17 protein-coding genes and 1 pseudogene are annotated in these 25,369 nt (G+C 60.6%); 7 read left to right on the forward strand and 11 right to left on the reverse strand.

Annotated elements, in window-relative coordinates:
- Positions 1 to 233: 233 nt before the first annotated feature.
- Entirely contained in the window at positions 234 to 1,661 is a 1,428-nt protein-coding gene (gene leuC, locus JQ624_RS14440; protein ID WP_409334328.1) for a 3-isopropylmalate dehydratase large subunit, read from the forward strand.
- Positions 1,662 to 1,881: 220 nt separating this feature from the next.
- On the opposite strand, the gene JQ624_RS14445 is transcribed toward leuC, so the two are convergent.
- A complete protein-coding gene (locus JQ624_RS14445) occupies positions 1,882 to 3,087 on the reverse strand; it encodes a cytochrome P450 (RefSeq protein ID WP_212419565.1) in 1,206 nt (401 codons plus the stop codon).
- Between the two features lie 482 nt (positions 3,088 to 3,569).
- Here JQ624_RS14445 and JQ624_RS14450 point away from each other — a divergent pair, with 482 nt between their 5' ends.
- Positions 3,570 to 4,940 carry a transposase gene (locus JQ624_RS14450; protein WP_212419566.1) on the forward strand — a complete coding sequence of 457 codons (1,371 nt, stop codon included), beginning with the start codon at positions 3,570 to 3,572 and terminating at the stop codon, positions 4,938 to 4,940.
- A gap of 257 nt (positions 4,941 to 5,197) precedes the next feature.
- Here the strand turns inward: JQ624_RS14450 and JQ624_RS14455 are convergent.
- From JQ624_RS14455 to JQ624_RS14470, 4 genes and pseudogenes are all read right to left on the reverse strand, one after another.
- Positions 5,198 to 5,369 (reverse strand): annotated as a pseudogene (locus tag JQ624_RS14455) (IS5/IS1182 family transposase); the annotation flags it as partial.
- A 539-nt stretch (positions 5,370 to 5,908) separates the two neighbouring features.
- Positions 5,909 to 7,036, reverse strand: coding sequence for an ABC transporter permease (locus tag JQ624_RS14460; RefSeq protein WP_212419567.1), 1,128 nt, complete (start codon positions 7,034 to 7,036; stop codon positions 5,909 to 5,911).
- Between the two features lies 1 nt (position 7,037).
- The gene (rbbA, locus tag JQ624_RS14465) at positions 7,038 to 9,773 is read right to left on the reverse strand and encodes a ribosome-associated ATPase/putative transporter RbbA (protein ID WP_212419568.1); all 2,736 of its coding nucleotides are present in this window, start codon (positions 9,771 to 9,773) and stop codon (positions 7,038 to 7,040) included.
- Positions 9,760 to 10,749, reverse strand: a complete 990-nt coding sequence (locus JQ624_RS14470; RefSeq protein WP_249129805.1) for an HlyD family secretion protein — start codon at positions 10,747 to 10,749, stop codon at positions 9,760 to 9,762. Before JQ624_RS14470 ends, rbbA begins: the two co-directional genes overlap by 14 nt.
- A gap of 296 nt (positions 10,750 to 11,045) precedes the next feature.
- On the opposite strand from JQ624_RS14470, the gene JQ624_RS14475 reads away from it, so the two are divergent.
- The 5 genes from JQ624_RS14475 (at position 11,046) to JQ624_RS14495 (ending at position 18,014) form a co-directional block, all read left to right on the forward strand.
- Positions 11,046 to 11,384 (forward strand): hypothetical protein, encoded by a 339-nt coding sequence (locus tag JQ624_RS14475; protein WP_212419570.1) that lies wholly within the window; start codon positions 11,046 to 11,048, stop codon positions 11,382 to 11,384.
- A 954-nt stretch (positions 11,385 to 12,338) separates the two neighbouring features.
- A complete protein-coding gene (gene pflB, locus JQ624_RS14480) occupies positions 12,339 to 14,609 on the forward strand; it encodes a formate C-acetyltransferase (RefSeq protein ID WP_212419571.1) in 2,271 nt (756 codons plus the stop codon).
- 13 nt (positions 14,610 to 14,622) lie between these two features.
- Positions 14,623 to 15,450 carry a pyruvate formate-lyase-activating protein gene (gene pflA / locus JQ624_RS14485; protein WP_212419572.1) on the forward strand — a complete coding sequence of 276 codons (828 nt, stop codon included), beginning with the start codon at positions 14,623 to 14,625 and terminating at the stop codon, positions 15,448 to 15,450.
- Positions 15,451 to 15,480: 30 nt separating this feature from the next.
- Entirely contained in the window at positions 15,481 to 17,082 is a 1,602-nt protein-coding gene (locus JQ624_RS14490; RefSeq protein WP_212419573.1) for an aspartate:alanine exchanger family transporter, read from the forward strand.
- Between the two features lie 59 nt (positions 17,083 to 17,141).
- Positions 17,142 to 18,014: a formate/nitrite transporter family protein gene (locus JQ624_RS14495; RefSeq protein ID WP_212419574.1), complete on the forward strand. Its 873-nt coding sequence runs from the start codon at positions 17,142 to 17,144 to the stop codon at positions 18,012 to 18,014.
- Between the two features lie 129 nt (positions 18,015 to 18,143).
- On the opposite strand, the gene greA is transcribed toward JQ624_RS14495, so the two are convergent.
- From greA to JQ624_RS14525, 6 genes are all read right to left on the reverse strand, one after another.
- A complete protein-coding gene (greA, locus tag JQ624_RS14500; protein WP_212419575.1) occupies positions 18,144 to 18,626 on the reverse strand; it encodes a transcription elongation factor GreA in 483 nt (160 codons plus the stop codon).
- Positions 18,627 to 18,795: 169 nt separating this feature from the next.
- Complete coding sequence (locus JQ624_RS14505; protein WP_212419576.1) at positions 18,796 to 20,304, reverse strand: ATP-binding protein; 1,509 nt, start codon at positions 20,302 to 20,304, stop codon at positions 18,796 to 18,798.
- Positions 20,305 to 20,413: 109 nt separating this feature from the next.
- Positions 20,414 to 20,677, reverse strand: coding sequence for a hypothetical protein (locus JQ624_RS14510; RefSeq protein WP_212419577.1), 264 nt, complete (start codon positions 20,675 to 20,677; stop codon positions 20,414 to 20,416).
- Between the two features lie 353 nt (positions 20,678 to 21,030).
- Positions 21,031 to 23,604, reverse strand: a complete 2,574-nt coding sequence (mgtA, locus tag JQ624_RS14515; RefSeq protein WP_212419578.1) for a magnesium-translocating P-type ATPase — start codon at positions 23,602 to 23,604, stop codon at positions 21,031 to 21,033.
- Complete coding sequence (locus JQ624_RS14520; protein ID WP_212419579.1) at positions 23,601 to 23,954, reverse strand: glucokinase; 354 nt, start codon at positions 23,952 to 23,954, stop codon at positions 23,601 to 23,603. The genes mgtA and JQ624_RS14520 overlap by 4 nt, the downstream gene beginning before the upstream one ends.
- Complete coding sequence (locus JQ624_RS14525; RefSeq protein WP_212419580.1) at positions 23,951 to 25,288, reverse strand: GH1 family beta-glucosidase; 1,338 nt, start codon at positions 25,286 to 25,288, stop codon at positions 23,951 to 23,953. The genes JQ624_RS14520 and JQ624_RS14525 overlap by 4 nt, the downstream gene beginning before the upstream one ends.
- Positions 25,289 to 25,369: the final 81 nt, after the last annotated feature.

Genomic DNA, 25,369 nt, shown 5'->3' on the forward strand with positions numbered 1-25,369 from the left:
AGACCGTCGTGTCGACGCGGATCGTCCCTGGTTGCGTGCAGTTTTTGGGGGTGGAAAAACGTATTCACACAGCCTGGCCCCAAAGCGGACATGGGCCGTTCCCTAGATGCGTCGCGTAGGTGCGTCGTTCATAAACCGCATTTGCACTTTGCTAGTGGTTGAGCCACCGATAGAACCTTGTTTGGGCAATCGTTCGGCCAATCTAGACCTCCTGCAAATACCCGAAGGCATGCATGATGAGCCATTCCCTCTACGACAAGATCTGGAACGACCACGTGGTGGTTGAGGAGCCAGGCGGGACGTGCCTCCTCTACGTCGACCGGCACATTGTGCACGAGGTGGACAGCCCGCAAGCGTTCGGAGGGCTGCGACGCGCAGGCCTCGCGGTGCGGGCTCCTGAAAAAACGCTGCTGGTCGTCGACCACAACGTGCCAACGTCGGACCGCACCAAACCCAACCCCGATCACGAGAGCGCCCAGCAAATCGCCTATTTCGCCGAGAACGCCAAGCTATTCGGCCTCGAATATTATAGCGAATTCGATAGGCGACAGGGCATTTGCCATGTCGTCGGACCAGAGCAGGGTTTCACGCTTCCGGGCACGGTCATCGTTTGTGGCGACAGCCACACCACGACCCATGGTGCGTTCGGAGCACTCGCTTACGGTATTGGCACTTCCGAGGTTGAGCACGTGCTCGCTACACAGACGCTGATCCAGCGAAAGTCAAAGAACATGCGAGTGACCGTCAACGGCAAGCTGCCCCCGGATGTCACCGCCAAGGACATTATCCTGGCCGTCATCGGAGAGATTGGTGCCGCTGGCGGCATCGGCCACGCACTCGAATTCTCCGGTGAAGCTATACGGGAGCTGTCGATGGAAGGCCGTATGACGGTCTGCAATATGTCGGTCGAGGCGGGTGCGAGGACCGGCATCATCGCGCCTGACGAAAAGACCTACGAATTCCTCAAGGGTCGGCCGAAGTCCCCAAAAGGCAAGACATGGGACGAAGCCGTGCGCTATTGGGAGACGTTGCGCTCAGACGAGAGGGCTCAATTCCATCGCGAGGTCACGCTGAGTGTGAATGAGCTTCCGCCGCTGGTCACGTGGGGCACGAGTCCGGAACAGGTGGTTTCGATCGCGGGCCGCGTTCCAAAGCCCAATGAGATCGCGAACGAAAGTAAGCGCCATGCCACTGAACGTGCCCTTGCATATATGGGGCTGGAGGGCGGTGAGAAAATGGTCGACGTCATGATCGACTGCGTGTTTATCGGCTCGTGTACCAACGCTCGCATCGAGGACTTGCGCGAGGTCGCGCGCGTGGCAAGTGGCAAGACGGTCAATCCCAACGTCCGTGCGATGATCGTGCCAGGCTCCGGCTTGGTGAAGCAGCAAGCCGAAAGCGAAGGGCTCGACAAGATCTTCGTGAAGGCTGGCTTCGACTGGCGTGAGCCCGGCTGCTCAATGTGCCTCGCCATGAATCCCGACAAGCTCAAACCCGGCGAACGTTGCGCCTCGACGTCGAATCGCAATTTCGAGGGCCGCCAGGGCTATAGAGGTCGCACCCATCTCGTGTCGCCTGCGATGGCGACGGCTGCCGCGATCGCAGGAAGGTTTGTCGATGTCCGGCAATGGGGCCAAACGTTCGACACACGGTCTCTATAACGGACATCTCGCCTCAACAGATCGACTTGCCTTTCGAGCAAGATGGTGACGCAGAGAAAGACAAGTGTCGCCCAGGTAAGAGCGATATGTTGTGGTGCACGTGTCCGCTATTGGCACGCTGAGACATGCCGATGCACGGTAACGATGTCTGTTTAAAAGGGTAGAACGGAAGTCGTCGGTACGCGGCCAAGCCGACGCGATTGATCCAAAGCAGACATTGCTATCCGCCCAGAAATTCGACCTCCATCCGGTCAACCTGGCGTATGGGTCCAGGCGCAAGTCGTGGAAAGGCACCGACCAGCCGCGTGTCCGGCGCCAACCGTGCAATTGTCGCGAGGATTTCCTCCATCTCGACGCGGGCGAGTGCCTCACCGAGGCAGCGATGCGCACCCGCGCCGAAAATCGGATGCCATCGGGGATGGTCCTTGCGGAAGATATCGAAGTGGTCGGGATCGGTATAGACCGATGGATCGCGCAGAGCCGAGGGCACGGAAATGGTGAGCAGAGTACCGGCGGGAATTCGATAGCCGTCTAGGTCAAAATCCCCGACAACGATGCGGGGGATTCCCATGATCACCGGATCGAAACGCAATCCTTCGTCCACCGCTGCGCGCTTGAGACCATCGGAATCGGCACAGAAAGCGCGCCATTGATCCACATGTTGGAGGAGATGGGCGAGCGTCATACACAGTGAGCCGCGGGTCGTATCAGAGCCCGCTAGAATGAGCCCGACGATCTGGGTGCGGATCTCGTCCTTGGACAACTCTTCATCCTGCACAGTCGCTTCGACATATTGCGACAGGAAGTCTTCTCGAGGCGAAGCGCGCCGGTCAGCCAGTAGCGCCGCAACATAGTCGTTGAACGCCACAAGGCTCTTCTCGATCTCATCACGACGGTCAAGATTGATGAAGCCGAGCGCTTCAGGCGTATCGGCGATCCATTGCATGAAGACTGGGAGGTCGCCGCGGGGAATGCCAAGAATGTCCGCGATGATGCGGGCGGGGACCTGCGCGGCGATCTCATTGACAAAATCGATCGGTCCGAGGCCGATGCGCGCCTCGACAAGCTCGGCCGCCAACGCCGCCGCCTTCGGCCTCATGGCGTCCATCAACTTGAACGCAAAGATACGGGACACTGGCGCGCGGCGGCGCAAATGGACATCGCCGTTGGAAAATAACATGCTAGATTTAATGAAGTCGAAGATGGGACCCGAGGTTATGCCCTGTATCAACTTCCCTTCTGTCTCGATCTGGCGCGTGATATCGCGCGTGATCAGATCGAGATGCTGATGGCGAAGCGCGACAATGAACCCCATTTGGCTGCGAGCGATCGGCCCGTTTGTACGCAATCCAGCCAGATAGGCGTGGATGTCGGGAACGACGCTCGTGTCGATTTCCTGAGCCTCGGCGATTGAAAGCGCGTGCATAATCTTTTCCCTGGCCTGATCGCTTCTGTACTAAGGGAGATGAGAGCCTAGCGCAGTGCGGTAGGTTGGTCGAGATGCCGCCGTGGGGCTGCGATCGCGAGCAAGGCGGGTCTGCTCCGAACGCCGTGAAACGTTTCAAGCGAAAGGTGCCTGGCCGAAACCTCGGGCTACTTTGGTGAACCCCTGATATTTGCCGAGCTGCAATTCGCTCGAGAGAGGCAGTCGCTCACCTTCTTGAACTGGAGCCCAATTTTCCATTACTGAATGGGCGACCCGCAACCGCTTATCGAAGCTCGAAATATCTATATTGACGATCTGCGCAAGGCAGGACTTCCCGAATGAGTGACAGAAGGACTTGTCGCACGTCCAACCAGCGAAAAAAGTCACTTCCGTTTTTGGCAGATTTTGTTGCAAAAGTCAGTTGAGACAGGCCGTGAAGCGTGATTCCGTTGTGTTGACGCGATTCTCGGTGGGGTCGATCCATGATGGGCCGTCTGAAGAGTGACCAAGGTCAACTGTTCTACGAGTTTCATCTTGGCGACGCGGTTCCCGAAGATCACCTAGTGCGGAAGATCGATGTTGCTCTCGATCTATCCTGGCTTCGCAGCGAACTTGCACCTCACTATTCGTCGATGGGTCGCCCGTCGATCGATCCGGAACTGATGATCCGGATGCTGGTCGTGGGGTATGTGTTTGCGATCCGCTCAGAGCGGCTGATCTGCCGTGAAGTACAGGTGAACTTGGCCTATCGCTGGTTCTGCAGGCTCGGTATCGAGGACGCTATCCCGGATCATTCGGCATTTTCGCGTGCCCGCAACGAGCGCTTCCGCGAGGGAGACATTTTCCGCCGTGTGTTCGAGCGGGTCGTCGAGGCGTGCATCGCAGCCGGCCTGGTTGGCGGCGAAGGCTTTGCCGTCGATGCGAGCCTGATTGCGGCCGACGCTAACAAGCAACGCTCGATCGCAGGTCAGGATTGGCGCAAGGATCGCGATCCGGCGAGGTCCAGCCGTGCGGTGAAGGAGTATCTGGCGACCCTCGACGATACGGCGTGGGGCGCCGCCAGCGACGTTGTGCCAAAGTTCGTCTCGCCATCTGATCCTGCGGCGCAGTGGACCGGCGCTCACAAAGGGCCGGCATTCTTCGCTTACTCCGACAATTATCTCATCGACGTGAAGTTCGGCGTCATCGTTGACGTCGAGGCCTCCCGCTCCATTCGGCAGGCCGAGGTCGGCGCCGCAAAGACCATGATCGAGCGAACAGAGGAGCGCTTCGGCCTTAAGCCTGAGCGGCTTGTCGGAGATACCGCTTACGGGGCAGCTCCAATGCTGAACTGGCTGGTCGAGGAGAAAGGCATCGCGCCTCATATTCCCGTGTTCGACAAATCGAAGCGGGACGACGGCACCTTCTCGCGTGGCGACTTTCGATATGACCCGACGAGCGACGTCTACCACTGTCCTGGCGGGAAGCGACTTGGCACGAGTGGTACCGTGCATGAGGGCAAGACGCTTCTGTATCGCGCCAGCAAGCTCGACTGCGATGTATGCCCGCTCAAACCGCAGTGCTGTCCGAAAGACCCGGCGCGCAAGATCCCGCGCGATATCCATGAACACGCCCGAGACGTTGCCCGTTCGCTTGTGGACACTGAAGCCTTCGAACAGTCACGCCGTGAGCGTAAGAAGATCGAGATGCGGTTCGCACACCTGAAACGTATCCTGAAGCTCGGTCGGCTTCGATTGCGTGGTCCACGAGGTGCCCAGGACGAGTTTGTTCTGGCTGCCATCGCCCAGAACCTGCGGCGGCTCGCGTCGCTGGTCGCTCGTCCACCACCCGCTCAGGCTCTGTGCATCGCGTAGCGTTAGAGTTGCGTAGAGAGCGTCAGGGCCGGCGGATCAAAGCCGGTCGTCCTTAGCGAAATGGCCGAACGATCCATCGGTAGCAGCCGACTTTTGCAACAAAATCGGCACAAAACGGACTTGGCGGGCCTCCCTGGCGATGTCTGTTCTTGAATACAAGGCAAACTTTAGTCCGAGCGCCGGCCAAATGTCGCCTTTTGACCCGGAGGTTGGCGGGTGCGACCCGGTATCCGGGTGGTCGATCCTATGCTCGGATTCGCTTCCATCAATCCGCCAACGCTCAGAGTGCTCATTACCCGTTTCATGTTGTAGGCCAGGACGTGTGGAGCGCCATTTCGGTGCCTACGTTCATGAGCGTTTTCATCTGGAAGTGCGTCCATCCCATCCACGACTTATCGTGCCGAATGGATGCTCAACCGTCTGACAGCGGCCCTCTGCTTTCCACGATCCCGAGGTACCCTCCGGCCACCGGGCCTTGGAGGGAGCAGCCAAACCTCCTAAACATACCGCGACCTTCGGATTTCCCTGTTACGTCGTGACGTTACCCTGTTCGCCTAAGAATATTTCCCTGTTAGCCGGACTAGGGAATTGCCCCGAAAAGCGCTGCAGTGTAGCGTTTTTTGACTCACGTTTTTTCTCCGAGCCACCAAGATCGGCGGATTCCCTGCAAAATTCCCTGTTAGCAGGGAAAGTGCCTGGAGACAGGTGCGATCAGCACTGCGTCGCCAGCCAGCACCCAAGCTGCTGAGTTCGCTATATAAACAGCTTCTATTTCCGCTAAGTTTTTCGGCGCGTTTGGAAATACAGGGTCTGAAGCTCGGCTGAGAATCGAACTGAACGGCGTCGCCCGTCATGCTGACCATGGACCCCATTCATTGCAAAGTGGCTTCTTGAATTGGAAACGCAAATATTGTGGGCCGAGCTCGCGTGAAAATGCCCAAGCGCGCATAACCCTGAATGTTGCCGAACTACTGCACCCGTGCCAGCATCCGGCGGAAACGGGCAAGTGCGACCGCCAGGAAGATTGCGCCAAGCACGACAATCGCGACGAGATGCGGCCAGACCAGGTCGATGCCGGCACCCCTGCACAACACCGACTGCGTGAATTGCACGAAATGCACGGCCGGCGAGATCTGAATCGCGACCTGGAGCGGCTCCGGCATGGCTTCGAGCGGAGAGGCCCCGCCCGACAGCATGTTGAGGATGAGGAACACCGGGATCGCGAGCAGCGCGAACTGCGGCATGGTGTTGGCAATGGTAGCAAGCAGGATGCCGAGCGAGGCGATGGCGAAGAGATAGATCATCATGCCGGCGACGAACAGCGGAATCGAGCCCGCGATCGGCACGTGCAATATGCCCCTGATCACGATGAGCAGCGACAGCGTGCCGAAGAACGCCACCACCAGCGCGTTGGCCCAGATCTTTCCGGCGGCGATCTCGTGCGCGCGCACGGGCATGACCAGGAGGTGTTCGATGGTACCCCGCTCGCGCTCGCGAATGACCGCCGCGCCGACCAGCAGAATGGTCAGCATGGTCAGGTTCTCCACCAGTGCATTGATGGCCATGTGCCAGAAGCCTTCCAGGTTCGGATTGAAGAAGGCGCGTTCGACGCTGCGCACCGGCAGTTCGCGCTCGATGCCGCGAGAATGCAGGTAATTCGCCGTTTCCTGCTGCAGGATCGAGGACACGTAGCCGGCACCGACCGCCGCCTGGGTCATGGCGGTGGCGTCGATGTTGAGCTGCACGGCCGGATCGCGCCCGTTCAGCACATCGGCCTGGAACCGCGCCGGGATGTCGAGCACGAAAGCATATTGGCCTTCATCCATCAGCCGATCGACGGCCGAGCGATCGATCGCGACGGGCCTGCGGAAATAGGGCTGCAACAGCGCGTCCGCAATGCGGATCGACAGCACCGAACGATCGGAATCGACAATGGCGATGGGCGCGTTGTTGACGTCGGTCGTGATCCCCGTCGACTCGCTGTAGACGCTGAAGGAGAACGAATAGACGACGAAAAAGGCCAGCACGACGTCGCTGGCGAGGCTCGCGAGCTCCTTGACGCCAAGGCGGAACACGTTGGAGAGCCAGCGGGTCACGTCAACCGTCCTGTTTGCGCAGCAACAGGCTCGCCGCCACGAGATAGGCAAGGCCGAAGGCGAGCAGGATGAGATGGTTAGGATAGAGCTCGACGAAGCTGCGCGCCTTGGTGATGGTGCCCAGTGAGACGTTCTGAAACCAGAGCGGCGGAAAGCTCATACCGATGAAGCGGCCACTGCCCTGCAGGGCGGCGGCCGGATAGAGATAGCCGGAGAAATTGATCGCCGGGACGGTGCTGACGATGGCGGTGACGATGATCGCGGCGACCTGGCTGCGCACGAAGACCGACACGAGGATGCCGAAGGCCGTGGAGGCGAAGACGTAGAGCAGGCCGCCCAGCGCGAGCGCGGCAAGCGAGCCCTTGACGATCACGCCGAAGGCAAGGCTCGCCAGCACCAGCAGGCTGACGAAGCTCGCGCAGCTGAAGAGAATGTAGGGCAGCTGCTTGCCGAGCAGGAACTCCGCCACCGTCGCCGGCGAGGCGTAGAGATTGGTGATCGATCCGAGCTCGCGCTCGCGCACCACGCCGAGGGCGGCGAGCATCGACGGGAACAGCACCATGAAGATCATAATCAGTCCGGGCGTCAGCGCGAATACGCTGCGGAAATCCTGATTGTAGCGAAAGCGCGGCTCGAGCTTGGCCGCCAGGAGGTCCGGCACCGCACCACGGGTGCGGCGGGCCAGATCCTCTACATATGAGAGCACGATGCCGTCCACGTAGTTGCGCGTCGTCTCGGCACGGAAGGGCGTGGCACCGTCGAGGAAGAAGGCAACCTCGGGCCGGCGGCCGGCGACGAGGTCGCGGCCGAAGCCCGGCGGGATGTCGATCACCAGGCGCAGGTCGCCCACGCGCAGGCGGCGATCGACCTCCGCTTCGCTCTGCAGGGGCATCTTCTGCTGGAAGTAGCGCGACGCTGCAAAATTCTCGACCAGTTGCCGGCTGTCGGCGCTGTGGTCACGGTCGAGCACGGCAAAGGACAGGTTCTCGACGTCGAAGGTGATGCCGTAGCCGAAGGTGAGGAGCAGCAGCAGCGGGCCGAGCAGCGCGAAGCCCAGCCGCACCCAGTCGCGCAGCAGTTCGCGCATCTCGCGGTAGCCGAACGCCCACATGCGCCGCAGCGATGCCCGCAGGCTGGCGGTCGGCGACGGGCGTGCAGCCGCCGACGTCGTCCAGACGGTGCGCGCCTCTTCATCGACCGTCCCGTCGGGATCGGCCTCCTCGAGATAGGCGATAAAGGCGTCTTCCAGACTGGCGGTGTCCTTGGCCCGCCTCAGCTCTTCCGGCGTGCCGACCGCAAGCACCTTGCCGGCATGCATCAGCGAGATGCGGTCGCAACGCTCGGCCTCGTTCATGAAATGCGTCGATACGAAGATGGTCACGCCATCGCGCCGGGACAGTTCGCCCAGCAGGCGCCAGAACATATCGCGCGCGGCCGGATCTACTCCGGAGGTCGGTTCGTCGAGGATCATCACCTCGGGGCGGTGCAGACAGGCGGCGGCGAGCTGCAGCCGCTGCCGCATGCCGAGCGGCAGGCTCGGCGGTTTGCTGCTCGCCGCCTCGACCAGGCCGAAATGCTCCAGCGCCCGGTCGGTGACCCGCTTCACCTCCGTTTCGGGAATACGATAGAGGCGCGCATGCAGCTCGAGATTTTCGCGGACCGTCAGCTCCTCGTAGAGCGAGAAGCCCTGTGACATGTAGCCGACGCGCAGGCGCGTCGCCAGGTCGCCCGCCTCGACGGAACGTCCGAGCAGTTCGGCGCGCCCGTCGCTGACGTCGAGCAGACCGGTGAGCATCTTCATGGTCGTGGTCTTGCCGCAGCCGTTCGAGCCGAGGAAGCCGAAGATCTCGCCGCGCCGGATGCTGAAGCTGACGTGATCCACGGCGACGAAATCGCCGAACCGGCGCGTCAGCCCCTCCGCCACGATCGCCGGCGTGCCGTCTGCGCTCGGCGGCAGCGGCGCGATGGATGCCTCAGCGGCGACGCTGCCGCCGTGCAGCGCGATATAGGCCTGCTCGAAATGCTGGGTTGCCGTCTGCTTCAGAAGCTCGGTGGGAGCGCCTTGCGCCAGCACGCGGCCGGCGTCGATGGCGACGACGTGATCGAAGCGTTCGGCTTCTTCCATATAGGCGGTGGAAACCAGCACCGTGAGCTGCGGACGCTGGGCCCGAATGTCGTCGATCAGCCGCCAGAACTGCCGCCGCGACAAGGGATCGACGCCGGTGGTCGGTTCGTCGAGGATGAGTAGGTCGGGATCGTGGATCAGTGTGCAGCACAGCGACAGCTTCTGCTTCATTCCGCCCGAGAGATTGCCGGCCGGCCGGTCGGGAAACGGAGCAAGGCCGGTCGCTCTCAGCAGTTGCTTGATGCGCGCCGCGCGCTCGGTCGCCGACTGGCCGAACAGGCGGCCGAAATAATCGATGTTCTCGGCGACCGATAGGCTCGGATAGAGATTGCGCCCGAGGCCCTGCGGCATGTAGGCGATGCGCGCCATGATGTCGTCGCGGTGCGCGCGGGAGGCGATGTCGCCGCCAAGCGTCCGGATGCTGCCGGCCTGCAGGCGGCGTACGCCGGCGATCAGCGCGAGCAGGGTCGATTTGCCGACGCCGTCAGGCCCGACCAGCGCCGTGGCGTTGCCGGCGCGGACGGATAGGCCGATGTCGGCCAGCGCCGTTACCTTGCCGTAACGGTAGGCGACTTCGCTGACTTCAACTGCGAAAGGCTCAGCCGGCGACATTGGGCAGCCGGAGAGCAAGCCAGGCGGGCCAAGTCGCGTTCGGAGCCACCTGGACATAGGCGTTGCCGCTGAGGCCGGCTTTGACGAAGTCGCGATAGGTGTCGAGCAGCTTCGGGTCGATGGCGAGCTTGACGCGGTACATCAGCTTCTGCCGCTCGTTCTGCGTCTCGACCGTCTTCGGCGTGAACTGCGCCTCGGCAGCGACGAAGGAGACAGTGGCGGGGAATACGGCGTTCGGAACCGAGTCGAGCACGATACGCGCCTGCGAGCCGAGTGCGATCCGGCCGCTCTCGCCGGTCGGCAGAAAGACGGTCATGTAGACGTCGGAAAGGTCGAGGATGGTGACCACGCGGCCGCCCGCGGCGACCACTTCGCCGGCCTGCACCAGCTTGTACTCGACACGGCCCGACACCGGCGTGTGCAATTCGGAATCGCTGAGCGTCGCCTCGATCTGCGCGACCTGGGCGTCGGCGGCCTCCCTGGCCGCATTGGCTTCGACCAGCGCCGCGCGCGCACCCTCGATTTGCGCGGCGGCGACGAGGCTTTGTGCCTGGCGCCGTTCGAGATCGGCCCTGGTTCCGGAGGACGTTTGCTCGAGACGGGTCGCACGCTGCATCTCGACCTCGGCGAGGTCGTACTCCGCCTTGCGGATGTTGATGTCGGCCTCGGCATGAGTGATGGCGGCGGCGGCGCGCTGAACTGCGGCCTTGGCGCCGGCAAGTTGTGCGCGCAGCTCCGCGGTATCGAGCGCGGCGATCAGCTCGCCCTTCTGGACGGCATCACCTTCCTTGACGCGGACTTGCGCCACCCGCCCGGGCAATTTGGAGGCGATGTCGACGCGCGTCGCTTCGATGCGGCCGTTGGCGGTCGCAAGCCCGACAGGGGTTTGCACCGCCATCACTTGCGTCCAGTAGATATATCCGCCTGCAGCGAGCGTAAGCAGGGCGGCGATAGCAAACACTGCGGGGCCACGCATGTTGGGCGCCATACCTTTTTTTAGATCAACGGTCCGATCGAATGCTTTCAATATCCTGAGATCGTCGGAACAGCCTTGAGTTAGCTCAATGAGGGCAGCTCTTGGCTGGCCTTGTGGTAGACTTGGCAATGATTTGCCCAAGATTTGCCCACCGCCCCTGACGCTCTCGCGGTTGGATTTTTCGCTGTAAGCGGTTGATCTGTAATGATCGGATTTTGGCCCAGTTGGGAAAATTCTTTTGAGAAATCACGAGGTGCGGCATGTCTCAATCAGCGGCTCTATCGGAGCCTGCTTTCATGGAGTATCTCGTCGTAGTCGGCACGCGCGCAGCCCGTTGCAGCAGGTTTTTCGGACTGATCCCCCTGCGAGGGCTGCTTCTTTATTTGGAAACAATTGCCAAGCTATTGAAATTGCTAGAGGCCACTTTTAGCCTTTTTTCCAAAGGCGCTTTGAAATCGTTGAACAATCAAACTGATTTTGATTCCGCCATTCGGAGGTTCGATCCCCTCCCGCCCCAGCCAATTGATATTGCTCGTCAAATCGTACTTTGTTCCGGCGCTTCTTCTGAACGTTTTTGCCGCTCTCATCGAACCCAGGTGCGCTTTATCCTTTGTTTCTGCACCTTCACGCCATGAGATACGGCGCGCAGATCAACTGGTACAGGTCGATTACGTGCTCGTCGTAGATTAGGATATTGCAGCGTGCAATTCGGACTCTCTGAGACATTGGATGGGTACCAGTTTGGAGCTGAAATCGCTTTTTGGGCGATGAGCACCAGCAGCCGATGCGACTCTATTGCGGGCCCGGCAGGAGTTGAACCTGCAACGTCGCGGTTCGCGTATGTCCGGGGCAGGTCGGCTTCGTCGTCGTCACGGGCCGCCGCTCGCCATAAGCCGGATGTTCGGATCGGGGGTTTGAGGCGCTCCTCTGACTCGAACCCCGATGGCTACGCAATGTACGATTTCGCTCGATAGAGTTCTCCGGATAGTAGCAGTCAGTTTCTAAAGACATGGGCCTGGGCCATGCGGCGAAGCTGAAATGGTGGCAATTGGCCGCAAGCCCTCACAATGCAAAGCATCGTCAGGTCGTGGTCGCGATTATCCGTTTCGAGTATCGGGTCTCAGCCTCGGTGTTACGGCTGGAGCATCGGTCAGTCGGCTGGAAGGATGGGCGTCAGGCATAAGGCAGGTCAGTGACTTCGCCGGCACCTACAGCTCCGCCGGCAGCGGCGGCGCTTTCGTTGGCGGATAGGCGTTCGACTAGGAAACGAGAAGGGCGTGAAGATCGCTCTACAAGGGCCGAGAGCCGGAATGGAGTTCGCCGCGAAACTCACCGGGGTTGGGATTTCGCTGAAGTGAGCCTGCTCGGCTGCTCCCGTTCTTGTTTCGGGAAGGCACTCTGGAGCGCGCGCCTAGAAGAAATACCCGATTTCACGCATCCCCGAAACGGCGGCCCGACGGGTCTTTCATTTGCTTGACTTAAATCAAAGGTGGAGGTGTCAGCGCTCCGATGGTCAGGGCACGCGCCGAATTGCGACCTCAACATCGAGGGTATCCAAGCAACCAGTCTAAGCCGGTAGGAGATACACCATGAAGGCAAGCGCAGCCCTGAGGAAGGAAGCCGATGCCGGTGATTGCTGGAATGGCTTTCGGCCTGGAGACTGGCTCAGCTCCATCAACGTTCGCGATTTCATCGTCCGTAACGTGACGCCCTACACGGGCGACGAAGCTTTTCTCGCCGGGCCATCGCAGCGCACCAAAGCCGTCTGGGCGAAATTGCAGCCGTACTTCACCGAGGAAAGAAAAAAGGGAGTGCTTGCAGTAGACGCTCAAACTCCCTCGACATTGCTTGCCCACAAAGCCGGCTATATCGATCGCGACAACGAAATCATCGTGGGTCTTCAGACTGACCAGCCCTTCAAGCGGGCGATTTTTCCCTTCGGCGGGTTGCGGATGGTCGAGGCGGGTCTCAAGGCCGCGGGCTTCGAGCCCGACCCGGCTGTCCACAAAGCTTTCACGAACTACCGAAAATCGCATAACGACGGCGTCTTCGACGCCTATACGCCCGAAATCATGAATTGCCGGCGGTCCGGGATCATCACGGGCCTGCCGGATGCTTATGGCCGCGGCCGCATTATTGGGGACTATCGGCGGGTCGCTCTTTACGGGATCGATCGGCTTCTCGAGGCCAAGCGTGCCGAGCGTAAACAGATCGACGGCATGTGGCCGAGCGATGACATCATCCGGCTGCGCGAGGAGCTATCCGACCAGATGCGCGCGCTCGAGGACCTTGCTTCGATGGCGAAGCTATACGGCCGCGACATATCGAAGCCCGCCTCCAATGCCCAGGAAGCATTCCAATGGACCTACTTTGCCTATCTTGGGGCGATCAAGGAGGCCAATGGGGCAGCAATGTCCATCGGACGCATATCAAGCTTCCTGGACATTTACATCGAACGGGATCTGAAGGAGGGCGTTCTGGACGAAGGCAGAGCTCAGGAACTGTGGGATCAACTGGTTCAGAAGCTCCGCATCGTTCGTTTCCTGCGCACGCCCGACTACGACGCGCTGTTCAGCGGGGACCCCTATTGGGCGACCGAGTGTGTCGGCGGTATGGATCTGGACGGGCGCACGCTGGTGACCAAGAGCAGCTATCGCATGCTGCACACGCTTTCAAATCTTGGCCCGGCACCCGAACCGAACATTACGGTTCTCTGGTCCAGCCATATGCCCGCAACATTCAAGCGCTACTGCGCCACGGTCAGCCGCGATACGTCCTCCCTTCAGTACGAGAACGACGATCTGATGCGTCCGTTCTGGGGTGACGATTACGGCATTGCCTGCTGCGTTTCGGCGATGCGCCTGGGCAAGCAGATGCAGTTTTTCGGCGCCCGCGTAAACCTGGCGAAGGCGCTGCTCTACGCGATCAATGGTGGCCGCGACGAGGTCTCAGGCGAACAGGTCGCCCCCGAAACGCTGCCGGTCGCGGGCGACTTCCTCGACTACGACGATGTGATGGCCAAGTTCGATACCACCATGGAGTGGCTGGCGCGCACATACGTCCACGCGATGAACTGCATCCACTACATGCACGACAAGTATTTCTATGAACGCCTGGAGATGGCTCTCCACGATCGTGACATTCTCAGAACCATGGCGTTCGGCATCGCCGGCCTTTCGGTGGTTGCCGACAGCCTCAGTGCTATCAAGTACGGAAAGATCCGCGTCGCCCGCGATGCGAATGGATTGGTGGTTGACTATCAAAATGAGGGGAATAAGGCGACGCCGCAATTCGGCAACAACGACGACCGCGTTGATCAAATCGCGGCGGACATCGTCACCAGCTTCATGGGGAAGCTACGAAAGCACCCCACCTACCGCAACGCGACGCACACCCAGAGCGTGCTCACCATTACTTCGAACGTGGTGTACGGCAAGGCTACGGGTAACACCCCCGACGGCCGCCGCAAGGGCGAGCCGTTCGGGCCGGGCGCAAATCCGATGCACGGCCGGGACAGCCATGGTTGGCTCGCCTCCTGCCTGTCGGTTGCAAAGCTTCCCTACAAGGACGCGCAGGACGGCATCAGCTACACGGTTTCCGTCGCTCCACAGAAGGCGCACTTGTCCGAGAGCCAGCTGATCGATGAAGCTGTCAAGGCGTTCGACCTCTACTTCGATCGAGGCGGGTTCCACATGAACCTGAACGTGATCGACAAGGACACGCTCGAGGACGCCATGAAGAATCCGGACAAGTACCCGCAGCTTACCATTCGAGTCTCCGGCTACGCCGTCAACTTCGTTCGTCTGACACCGGAGCAGCAGAGAGATGTGATCAGCCGCACTTTCCACGGCCAGATCTGAACGGAGGTGCATCATGTCGACGGTGCAGATACTTGAACCCGGAAGTCGTTATGACCTCCGAGCGGGGATTTCACCCGACGCACCAGACGAAAGCCAGCTCAGGGATGAGGAGGGCGCGTTCGGGTATTGCCACTCCTACGAAACCTCGTCCCGATATGACGGGCCGGGTCTGCGCGTCGTGCTCTTCGTCTCCGGCTGCCTGTTGCGATGTACGTACTGCCACAATCCGGATACGTGGCATCTGAAGGACGGGACTTACGTTTCGGCCGATCATGTGCTCGGTCGCCTGGGTGATTTCGCGCCAGCACTTCTTCCGCTTGGCGGAGGACTCACCATTTCCGGCGGCGAGCCGATGGTGCAGCTTGCATTCACCCGGCGGATATTCGCCGGCGCGAAGGCATTGGGCCTGCACACGGCCATTGAGACCTCGGGATTCCTGGGGGATCGTGCCGACGAAAGCTACGTGTCGAACATCGATCTCGTCCTGCTCGACATCAAAAGTTCGGATCCAGACACGTACCGGCGAGTGACGGGTCGTGACCTCGCGCCGACGCTGCGCTTCGCCGAGCGGCTGGCTTCGCTGTCGAAGCCGGTGTGGGTCCGCTTCACGCTCGTCCCCGGCGAGACCGACGATCCCGCCAACGTCGACGGCATCGCTCGATTCGTCGCGCCGATGAAGAACGTCGAGTGGGTCGAGGTTCAGCCGTTCCACCAGATGGGCGCCTTCAAGTGGAAGGCGCTGGGGCTCGACTACAAACTTCTCAATACCGCGCCTGCCAACCGGGAACTGACGGACCGCGTCATTGGGCAGTTCCGCGCGGCAGGCTGCCGGGTGCGTTAACCGACAACAGGGCTCCGGGGGAAACCAGATATGTTAGACCTTGCTCGCGAGATCATCGGCAGCCAGCCGATATTGACGGCGTTTCTCGCGATCGGGTTGGGCTACCTGGTCGGTCAGATCAGCATCGGCGGATTTTCCCTCGGCGTCGGCGCCGTTCTTTTCGTGGGCCTTGCCATCGGTGCGTTCGCGCCCAAAGCCCAGATCACGGGACCAATTGGCCTGACAGGACTGATCATGTTCCTGTATGGGATCGGGATCCTTTACGGCAGGCAGTTCTTCGAAGGCATGGTCGGCGTCGGGCAGAAGTACAATCTGCTGGCGCTTGTCGCATGCCTGGCCAGCTTGTTGGTTGCGCTTGGGCTCGGACACGTCTTCGGTATCAAGATCGGACATACGCTCGGCATCTATGCTGGATCCATGACGAGCACCGCCACGCTCCAGGCTGCGCTCGACGTTGTGAAGAACAAGGATCCATCGATCGGCTATTCCATCGCCTACCCCTTCGGGGTGATCGGTCCCATCCTGTGCATTTACTTCATGACCCGGATCGTAAAGCCGAAATTTCCGGCTAAAGCGCAGCGGTTTCACATGGGCGAAATTTCGATCGGCCAAAGCCATGCCGGAAAGAGACTCGACGAACTGACGACGGGGGCGCTCAGCGGTGTACAGGTGACGATGGTTCGAAAGGGAGGGCACAATTTCGTTCCGACGGCCGATACCGTCTTGTCCACAGGGGATGCCATTCTCGTGGTCGCCGAGCAGAATGAAGCGATTGGCAGGGCGGCCGCCACGCTTGGAAAACTGGAGCCCGGCCGCCTGGCGAGCGACCGCGCTGATCTCGACTACATCAGAGTCTTTGTCGGGAAGGCCAGCGTGGTGGGAGTACCCCTCGCCAGTCTTCCGATGCCGGCCGGCTATCCAACCTACTTGTTGCATGTTCGTCGCTATGATGCGGACCTCGTGCCGGGGCCCGACCTGATGCTCGAATTCGGCGACCGGGTAGGGGTACTGACGCCGCCTGACCGCAAGGAAGAGATTCGGCGCCACTTCGGCGACACGGTGAAGGCGGCGGCCGAATTCAGCTACGTCTCGCTCGGGGTCGGAATGGTTTTGGGGGTCTTGCTTGGGCTTATTCCGATTCCGATTCCTGGAGTAGGCGTTGTGACGCTCGGTATCGGAGGGGGACCGCTGATCGTCGCTCTCATTCTTGGCAAATTACGGCGCACAGGCCCCATGCTCTGGACCATGCCGTTACCAGCGAACATCGTCTTGCGAAACTTCGGACTGGCGATGTTTCTTGCAACGGTCGGCGTCAATGCAGGGCAGCCCTTTGTTCGAACCGTCGCCGAATCCGGGCTTACGATGCTCTTTATCGGGGTTGCAGTTCTGCTGACGACTGTAGCCATCGTCTTGCTGGTGGGGCACTACATTCTGAGAATCCCGTACGACGATCTAGTGGGCGTGGCATCCGGCGCAACAGGAAATCCGGCGATCCTCGTCTATTCGACCAAGATGGCGCCCACCGAACGGCCCGACATCGGCTACGCCATGATCTTTCCTTCCATGACGCTGGTGAAGGTGATCGCAGCGCAGATCGTGGGGCTCCTCATGGTTGGCAGCAGCGCCGGCTAGGTGACCAAGGGGGCGGCGGAAGGTTAGCTCGTCGATGGATCAGGCACGGGAGACACGGCATGGCTGATCGGGCATCTCCGCCGCAACTACCCATCTTCAATTTGAATGCTTACAGCCCGGCCGAAATTAAGGAGGCGATCGAGCAAGTCGGAGTCAAAAAGGCGAACCTTCCCTTTCTGGCTTCATTTATGCTGGCAGTGATCGCAGGGGGCAGCATTGGACTGGGCGCGCTTTACTATATCGTCATCGTCAGCGACGCGGAGCTGAGCTTCGCCACGGCGCGCGTGGTCGGCGGGCTGGTTTTTTCGCTCGGGCTGGCAATCGTTCTGGTTGGCGGAGCCGAGCTCTTTACGGGAAACAATCTGATCGTGATGGCTTGGGCGTCCGGAGACGTGTCTACGAGGGAGATGCTGCGCAACTGGGTCGTCATCTATTTCGGTAACTTGATCGGTGCCGTCGGACTTGTAGTTCTGGTCTTCCTTTCGCATCATCTCGAAATGAATGGAGGTCGCGTAGGGCTGTCCATATTGAATACGGCTGTCGCGAAGATTCAGCCCGACGCCGTAACTTTATTCTTCAAGGGAGTTTTGTGTAACCTGCTTGTTTGCCTGGCAGTGTGGCTGGCGTATGCCGGCCGGTCGGTTACCGACAAGATTGTTGCGCTCATATTTCCGGTGTCGGCCTTCATAGCCGCCGGCTTTGAGCACTGCGTCGCCAACATGTACTTCCTGCCTTTGGCCTGGTTGATGGCGCGAACAGGAAATGTCCCTCCTGATTTCGACGCGTCGGCCATAACTATATCGGGCATCATTCACAATCTTGTGCCGGTCACGCTCGGCAATATCGTAGGTGGTGCCGGCCTCGTCGGCGCAATGTATTGGACTATCTATCGGGTCGCCTTCGGCAGGAACGGCAAGCGCGGTGCTACTTAGGGCAAAGGAGGATCATCCACAGCTCTGCCACACATCCCTGCTGCACGGGGTGCCGCGTTCAGATGGCCCCACATCTTTCGCCGCGGGGCGACCCAACCATTGGCGGCGGCTGCGTCCTGTGCGGAGGGGCTACGAGATCGCAATGATCTCGAGCTCTTGACCGGATGCACCGACGACATCGCCAACAGCTTTGCCCATCAGAGACCTTGCCACTGGGGACACGAAGGAAATGGAGCCGGCCTTGGGGTCCGCTTCGTCCTCTCCCACGATATGATATTTCTGCACGCGTCCATCATTGCGCCTGAAAGTCACCGTGCTGCCAAAGCCGACAGTGTCAGTCGACGTCGGATTGGGGATGACCTGAGCCGTCCGAACCCGCGCCGCAAAGTAGCGCGCATCGCGCAAAGGGGTCGCTGCTTGCCGCCGCCGTTCATTCACGTCTTCGATCTTCTGCGCCGTCTCGTACGCTTCGCGAGCCTGTTGGAGCTGAAATTCCAGAGCCTTTAATCCCGCCTCCGTAACAAGGTTCGGATGAGGTGAAACCGGGCGGTCGGGAAGCAAAGTCTCCGACGCCGTTTCGGCACTGTCTTCCTTGGTGAAGGCAACGCTCAAGCTCGAAACTCCTTTTAAGCGAGATACGCAAAAAGCGGCCGACGACAAGCGCGCGGACTCGTCAAAGGAACTGTAGCGCAACGCTCAGCGACATTTACCAATCATACACCGCGGAGCGAGACGGGCGCCATTATCAAGCTACCTTTGTGAGTGCGCGCGGAATGTCGCATCACGGAGCGGAGCCGCTGCAGCCTTGCTCCGCCGGCAGTTCCTCCGCATTGGGGTCGCCCGGTGCCGTCGCCCAGGCCAGTTCGACGAGCGTCACGATCCGCCGACCGGCGCCGTCAAGCTGGCAAACGATGAGGCCCTGCTCCTCGATGTAGGTCAGCAGACGCCGTGCACGCCGCAACGAATGTGAGCCATAGGCGCGGGCAATCGCTGCATCGCCCGGGCAGGGCCAACCTTCCTTCGCGGCGCGGGCGATCATCATGAAGACGCCCTGCATATCCTCCGGCAGAAGTGAGGCGCGGACCGAGACATCCTGCCACCCGTCATCCTCTGCCATATCGGAGCCGAGCCCGGCGCGGGCGCGCGTCAGCATGCGACGGAAGTCACCCAGGTCCGGCACGGCCGAACCGAGGCCCTCGATCCGGCAGCGGACCACGAACTCCTGATAGAGGACGCCGATGGCGCGGAATCCCGCGTCGGGTTCAGCCATGACGGCGCGCAGAATACGGTCCACTTGCTCACGCCGCGCCGCCAGTTCCTCGGCGCTGAGTGGCTGCTCCACCGCTTCGGGACGGACCTCCAGCGCCGCTGACTTCGCCGCCATGAGCTGGCCGAGGAGGTCTGGCGGCGACCGGCGCTGGGGCCGATTATTCTCGGGCGGCGGCGCTGCCAGGATGATGGCGCGCGCGTCCGGTGTCGCTTCCGGCAGAGGCATCAGGCGCGGGGTCGCGTTGCGCGGCGTGGTGTCTGTCGGACCGATGCGCAGCCCCAGCGGACGGCGGGAGAGGGCCGGTCCCAGCGCCATGAATTGCCCGCGCTCCAGATCCCGGAAGGCCTCTGCCTGTCGCCGTTCCATGCCCAGAAGGTCGGCGGCGCGCGCCATGTCGATATCCAGAAAGGTTCGGCCCATGAGGAAATTGGAGGCCTCGGCCGCGACGTTCTTGGCGAGCTTCGCCAGTCGCTGGGTGGCGATGACCCCCGCAAGCCCGCGTTTGCGGCCACGGCACATCAGGTTCGTCATGGCGCCGAGCGAGAGTTTGCGCGTCTCGTCCGAAACCTCGCCGGCGACTGCCGGCGCGAACAGCTGCGCCTCATCCACCACCACCAGCATCGGGTACCAGTGGTCGCGGGCGACGTCGAAAAGCCCGCCGAGGAAAGCGGCGGCGCGCCGCATCTGGTTCTCGGCGTCGAGCCCCTCGAGATTGAGCACCGTGGAGACGCGATGGATGCGCGCGCGCTCGCCGGCGACCTGCAGGCCCCGCTCGGTATGGTCCTCGGCGTCGATCAGCAGGTGGCCGAAACGGTCGGCAAGCGCCACGAAGTCGCCTTCGGGGTCGATGATGGTCTGCTGCACCCAGGGGGCACTCTGTTCCAGCAGCCGGCGCAGCAGATGGGATTTGCCGGAACCCGAATTGCCCTGCACCAGCAGGCGGGTCGCCAGCAGTTCCTCAAGGTCCAGGTTAGCCGGGGCGCCTGCCGTCGTGTGTCCCATCTCGATCGCAACGGTCATGTCTCGACTCAAAGTCTCCCTGGCGGAGGCGGGCTTTAACAACCTGATCGCAGCCCGTCGAGCGCCCATGGCCGGCGACTCCGTGTTCTCCACGGCTGGTCGAACGCGATCAGCGCATGGCAATTCGTCGAACGGTCGATTTTGGCGTTCGCAGGCAATCGGCATGTTGTGGCTGAATATGAGTAGATGGAGTCAGATAGCCAACTGACAAGATTTTCAGCAAAACGGAGCCAGTCAGCGCGGCGAGGACACATTCTTCAACTGCACCAAGAATGTCACTAGCCACGCGCACGCAAACATGCCCGCGAGACCAAGCGCCGTCCTGCGATCGATCAAGGACAGGTTTGTCCACCACCATATCCGGTAAAGCCATATTCCTGTCGTGGCTACGCCAAGCAGGCAGACCAGCACCTTGAGAAAGGACGAGTTCGCGACACCCAAGGCGCCAAACAAGAGCGTTGCTGGAACGAGGAACATCGTGCAGGCGGATATCAAAGTCTCGTTCATGGGCCTCAAGACATCAACGAATCGCAAGCTACATATGCAGTTTGCAGCAACCTGTATCCTTCTGGAAGGGACACCGATGCGACTGATACTTGGCTTGCGCCGCTCACGATGCGTTCATCCAATCAAGTCTGAACGAGGAATGACGAAATCTCAATGGGTTTGCGGTTGACAGATCCTCGCCAACGGACAGCCGCCCGCTCGTGGCGTCAACAGCGGTCATCACCCGTGCGGCGATTGTCGCTTTCGCATTGACTTTCGGCCGTAGAACCAGGCCTTGGCTCCTTCCGTAGCGGCAATGTAGCCAAGGACGATAGCGAGGACTGTGCTCATCTGGAGAGCGGATAGTGGCACGAAGCCAAAGATCGAGCTCAAGGAGCCGATGAACGGAATCGCGAGAGTCCCGGCGGCAACCACAAGCGTGGTCCATAACAGCAAGCGACTGGGCCTGCTGCGAAAAGCCGGTCTGTGTGTTCGCAGGACAAGCACGACGGCGAGTTCGGTCAGCAGCGAGACTGTGAACCAGAATGTTTGAAACGTCGGCTGGTCGGCATGAAAGACCAGCAGCAGCGCCGCGAATGTCACGAGATCGAAGACCGAGCTAATCAGTCCAAAGACGATCATGAAACGCCGGATGTCCTTGATGTTCCAGCGCTGAGGCCGACGTAGGCGGTCAGGATCGACATTGTCGCTTGAGATCGCAATCGACGGCAGGTCGGAAAGGAAATTGTTCAGCAGGATCTGCTTGGCCGCCAGCGGCAGGAACGGAAGCAGCGGTGCGGCCAGCGCCATGCTCAGCATGTTTCCGAAGTTCGCGCTGGTGGTGATCGAGATATATTTGAGCGTGTTGGCGAAGGTCCGGCGTCCGTCCTCGACGCCGCTGCGCAAGCAGTCGAGATCGCGGCTCAGGAGGATAATGTCGGCACTCTCGCGCGCGACATCCACGGCCTCCTCAACCGAGATGCCGACATCGGCCGCATGCAGGGCCGGTGCGTCGTTGATGCCGTCGCCGAGATATCCGACCGAGTGCCCGGTCTTCTGCAAGGCGCGGACGACCCGCTCCTTCTGTTGAGGATCGATTTCAACGAAAAGGTCGGTGCGTGGCGCGAGGTGCCATAACGCCTCATCTCTGAGTTTACCCAGAGCGTCGCCGGTCAGCATCGACTTCGGATTGAGACCGACGGCCTTGGCCAGATGTGCCGTCACATGGCGGTTGTCTCCGCTGATCACCTTGATGCGAATACCGAGCTGGGCGAGATCGTGGATCGTCCGTTGCGCTTCTGCTTTGGGCGGGTCGGAGAAGATCAGAAAGCCACAAAACGTCATGTCCTGCTCTTGATCTCGTCCATAGCGCGGCTTGGCCGCGACCCTGCGCGTAGCCACAGCCAGGACCCGGAACCCCTCGGTTCCCTTCGCCTCAAAAACCCTATCGAGTTCGGTGCGCAATGCAGGCGTAAGGGGGATATCGGCGGCATCGCGCCGGATCGACGAGCAGATATCGAGCACATTGGAAAATGCGCCCTTGGTAACGATGAGATGCTCTGTTTGATTGCCGTCTTCCGCCACCACGATGGTCAGCCGGCGGCGAAGAAAATCGTACGGAATTTCGTCGATCTTGGTGAAGCCGTGCGTCGTCAAGCCTGCGCTGCTCCCCGCGGCCATGATCGCGGCATCGAGCGGATTTTCGATGCCGTTCTCGAACGCCGCGTTGAGGAAGGCAAGCCGGCTGATTTCGGCGGATGGCCGATTGTCCGCATCCAACGCACCATTGAGAACGATGATACCCTCCGTCAGGGTACCGGTCTTGTCGGTGCACAGAATATCCATGCTGCCAAGGTTCTCGATGGCTTCCAGGCGGCGGACGATGACGCCCCGCCGGCCCATATCTCGGGCGCCCGCGGCCAGAGTCACACTGACGATCGCCGGCAACAGCTCGGGAGATAGGCCGACTGCAAGCGCAACGGCAAACAGGAGGGACTCGATCGCCGGACGACCGAGAAGCAGATTCACCGTGAGGACGAACAGAACGATGACGACCATCGCGCGAAGTAAAAGGTATCCGAACTGACGAACGCCGCGCCCGAAATCCGTCTCGGGCTCGCGGGTTCCAAGCCGTGCCGCGATTGCGCCAAACGTGGTCCGGAGACCTGTTTCGACGACAAGCACCTTCGCCGTGCCGCTTTGGACGGATGCGCCGAGAAAGACTGCATTTGTCCGAGCAGAAACTGCCGCCTCAGCCTTTATGATCCCAGGCTGTTTCTCGACCGGAAAGGATTCGCCTGTCATGCTCGCTTCGCTGACCAGGAAGTCCACAGCCTCGATCACAAGGCCATCGGCCGGGATCAAATTCCCCGCGGACAGCTGGATGATATCGCCGGGCACGATTGTGCTGACAGGCACGACCCGTTCGACGCCGTCGCGCACGACGCGACATGTCAGTGCCAAGCTGCGTTTCAGCTCCTCGACAGCCGCCGACGCGCGATACTCCTGAAAAAAGCCGAGCAGGGTGCTTCCAAGCACAATCGCCAGAACGATGGTCGAGTCCATCCACTGTTGCAGCACCAAGGAGATCGCCGCGGCGAATATCAGAATGAGGACGAGAGGGCTTTCGAATTGCCGCAGAAACAAACGAAGCGCGCTTAGGCGCGATGAGTCTTCCACGACGTTGGGACCCACCAGGCGAAGCAACGCGATAGCTTTCTCCGATGAAAGGCCGCCTGGACCCGATCCCAAGGTGGTCATCAGCGCAGTGGCGTCCTGGCTCCAGTAGGGGGGATCAAGGCATGGATCGCTCATTTACGAATCCAATTTTCAGCGTTCGTCCAACGTCTGGCAACTATCGTGGAAAATCCGTTGGCGGCGCGCAACCCCGCGGCACCAATCGCCCAGGGATTGTTGGTGAGCTCGCCGCGGCCGCTCTGTATCGGGCCGGGATTTCCGGGAATCGCGGCCTGAATCAAGTCGGCTCCGGGCTGCTTTCCCAGATGCGCCACGAGAGCTGCACGAAAGCTGCAGTGGTTGCCGAGAGCCATACGGGTAATCTTGCGCACTATTCCAGCGGGCAGAATTGCAAAGCGCGCGCTGGTGCCTCCGATGTCCGCAAGCAGCACGCTTTGGGGGGCTTGTTCTGAGGAAACCGCTTTCATCTTTGTCGTGCGGCCTTGATCAGATCCCGGTACCAGTGGAATGAGGTCTTGGGAAAACGCCGCAGCGACGCATAATCGACGTAGGTCAGGCCGAAACGAATACTGTATCCCGACTCCCATTCGAAATTGTCGAGCAGGGACCAAACAAAGTAGCCTCTGATATCGGCGCCGCTGGCGGCGGCGGAATTCATGGCCCCGACATAGGCGGCCAGAAACTCTATCCGCTCCGAATCGATTACCGCTCCGGTTTCGTCGGGCTTGTCGTAACTGCCATATCCATTTTCAAGAACGTAAATTGGCAGACCGTACTTCTCATGGACGGTCCGCAGCGTGTCGCGAAAGGCTTCCGGATTGATTGGCCATCCTATCGGGGTGAGCGGAACCCCCGTCGGCTTCTCACCGAACGCGAACCCCAACATGGAATTCGGCTGCGCTCTCACATATACTGGGCTGTAATGATTTAGTCCGAGCCAGTCGACCGGACGACAAATGCGTGCCATGTCGCCCGGCTGGACGTGTGGATCGACGGCAGGCCGCATGAGGAATGGATATTCGCCGCGGCATTGCGGATCGGGGAAAGCCCAATTCCAATAGGTGCCCAGTCGTTCGGCCGCGACCGCATCGGCCTCGTCGACACTCGCGGGCCAGCACGGCTGAAAATTGTGAATGCACCCGATTGATGCGCCGGGGACTTTTTCCCGGATCACATCCACGGCCGCACCATGGGCGAGATTCACGTGGTGTATCGCCCGGTGAAGATTGTCTTCGCTGGTCGGGTCTCGCTTGCCGATGGAGCGGCTGAACAGATTGAAGATCGACGGTTCGTTGAATGTCGCGAAATGTTTGACGCGATCGCCAAAACGCGTTGCGATCAGCGTGGTATAGTCGGCGAACCATGTCACCGCCTCCCGATTCATCCATCCGCCGAGATCCTCCAGCGCCTGTGGCAGGTCCCAGTGATACAGGCACAGCCATGGTTCGATACCGGCGGCCAGCAGCTCATCGATCAGCCGATCGTAAAATAGGAGGCCGGGTTCGTTCACCGACCCTCGCCCTTGCGGTAACACGCGTGGCCAGGCAACGGAGAACCGATAGGCCTGAACGCCCAGCAATTTCATCAGGGCAACATCTTCCCGGTAGCGATGGTAGTGATCGCATGCAACGTCACCGGTGTCGTGATTCTTGATCTCCCCCTTTTGACCGTAGACGTCCCAGATGCTCGGCCCTCGGCCGTCCTCTCTTGTTGCCCCCTCGATCTGGAAACTTGACGTGGAGACTCCCCAGATGAAATCCGGACGCAGGTTAGCTGTTGAGGGAAGCTCCGATGCGGGCATGATTGAACCGTCTGATCTCTGATTGTCTCTCATTGGCCGCCCATGCAACCAGGGCGCGAGCCGCAATTTTAATAATCCGAC

It is taken from the genome of Bradyrhizobium sp. AUGA SZCCT0283 (genome assembly GCF_018130385.1).
GTDB lineage: Bacteria > Pseudomonadota > Alphaproteobacteria > Rhizobiales > Xanthobacteraceae > Bradyrhizobium.

Bases quoted from the DNA above. Each gene is read 5' to 3' on its own strand.
- leuC (WP_409334328.1), top strand. From the start codon at position 234: ATGATGAGCCATTCCCTCTACGACAAGATCTGGAACGACCACGTGGTG.
- JQ624_RS14445 (WP_212419565.1), bottom strand. From the start codon at position 3,087: ATGCACGCGCTTTCAATCGCCGAGGCTCAGGAAATCGACACGAGCGTC.
- JQ624_RS14450 (WP_212419566.1), top strand. From the start codon at position 3,570: ATGATGGGCCGTCTGAAGAGTGACCAAGGTCAACTGTTCTACGAGTTT.
- rbbA (WP_212419568.1), bottom strand. From the start codon at position 9,773: ATGTCGCCGGCTGAGCCTTTCGCAGTTGAAGTCAGCGAAGTCGCCTAC.
- JQ624_RS14470 (WP_249129805.1), bottom strand. From the start codon at position 10,749: ATGCGTGGCCCCGCAGTGTTTGCTATCGCCGCCCTGCTTACGCTCGCT.
- JQ624_RS14475 (WP_212419570.1), top strand. From the start codon at position 11,046: ATGGAGTATCTCGTCGTAGTCGGCACGCGCGCAGCCCGTTGCAGCAGG.
- pflB (WP_212419571.1), top strand. From the start codon at position 12,339: ATGAAGGCAAGCGCAGCCCTGAGGAAGGAAGCCGATGCCGGTGATTGC.
- pflA (WP_212419572.1), top strand. From the start codon at position 14,623: ATGTCGACGGTGCAGATACTTGAACCCGGAAGTCGTTATGACCTCCGA.
- JQ624_RS14490 (WP_212419573.1), top strand. From the start codon at position 15,481: ATGTTAGACCTTGCTCGCGAGATCATCGGCAGCCAGCCGATATTGACG.
- JQ624_RS14495 (WP_212419574.1), top strand. From the start codon at position 17,142: ATGGCTGATCGGGCATCTCCGCCGCAACTACCCATCTTCAATTTGAAT.
- JQ624_RS14505 (WP_212419576.1), bottom strand. From the start codon at position 20,304: ATGACCGTTGCGATCGAGATGGGACACACGACGGCAGGCGCCCCGGCT.
- JQ624_RS14510 (WP_212419577.1), bottom strand. From the start codon at position 20,677: ATGGCTTTACCGGATATGGTGGTGGACAAACCTGTCCTTGATCGATCG.
- mgtA (WP_212419578.1), bottom strand. From the start codon at position 23,604: ATGAGCGATCCATGCCTTGATCCCCCCTACTGGAGCCAGGACGCCACT.
- JQ624_RS14520 (WP_212419579.1), bottom strand. From the start codon at position 23,954: ATGAAAGCGGTTTCCTCAGAACAAGCCCCCCAAAGCGTGCTGCTTGCG.
- JQ624_RS14525 (WP_212419580.1), bottom strand. From the start codon at position 25,288: ATGCCCGCATCGGAGCTTCCCTCAACAGCTAACCTGCGTCCGGATTTC.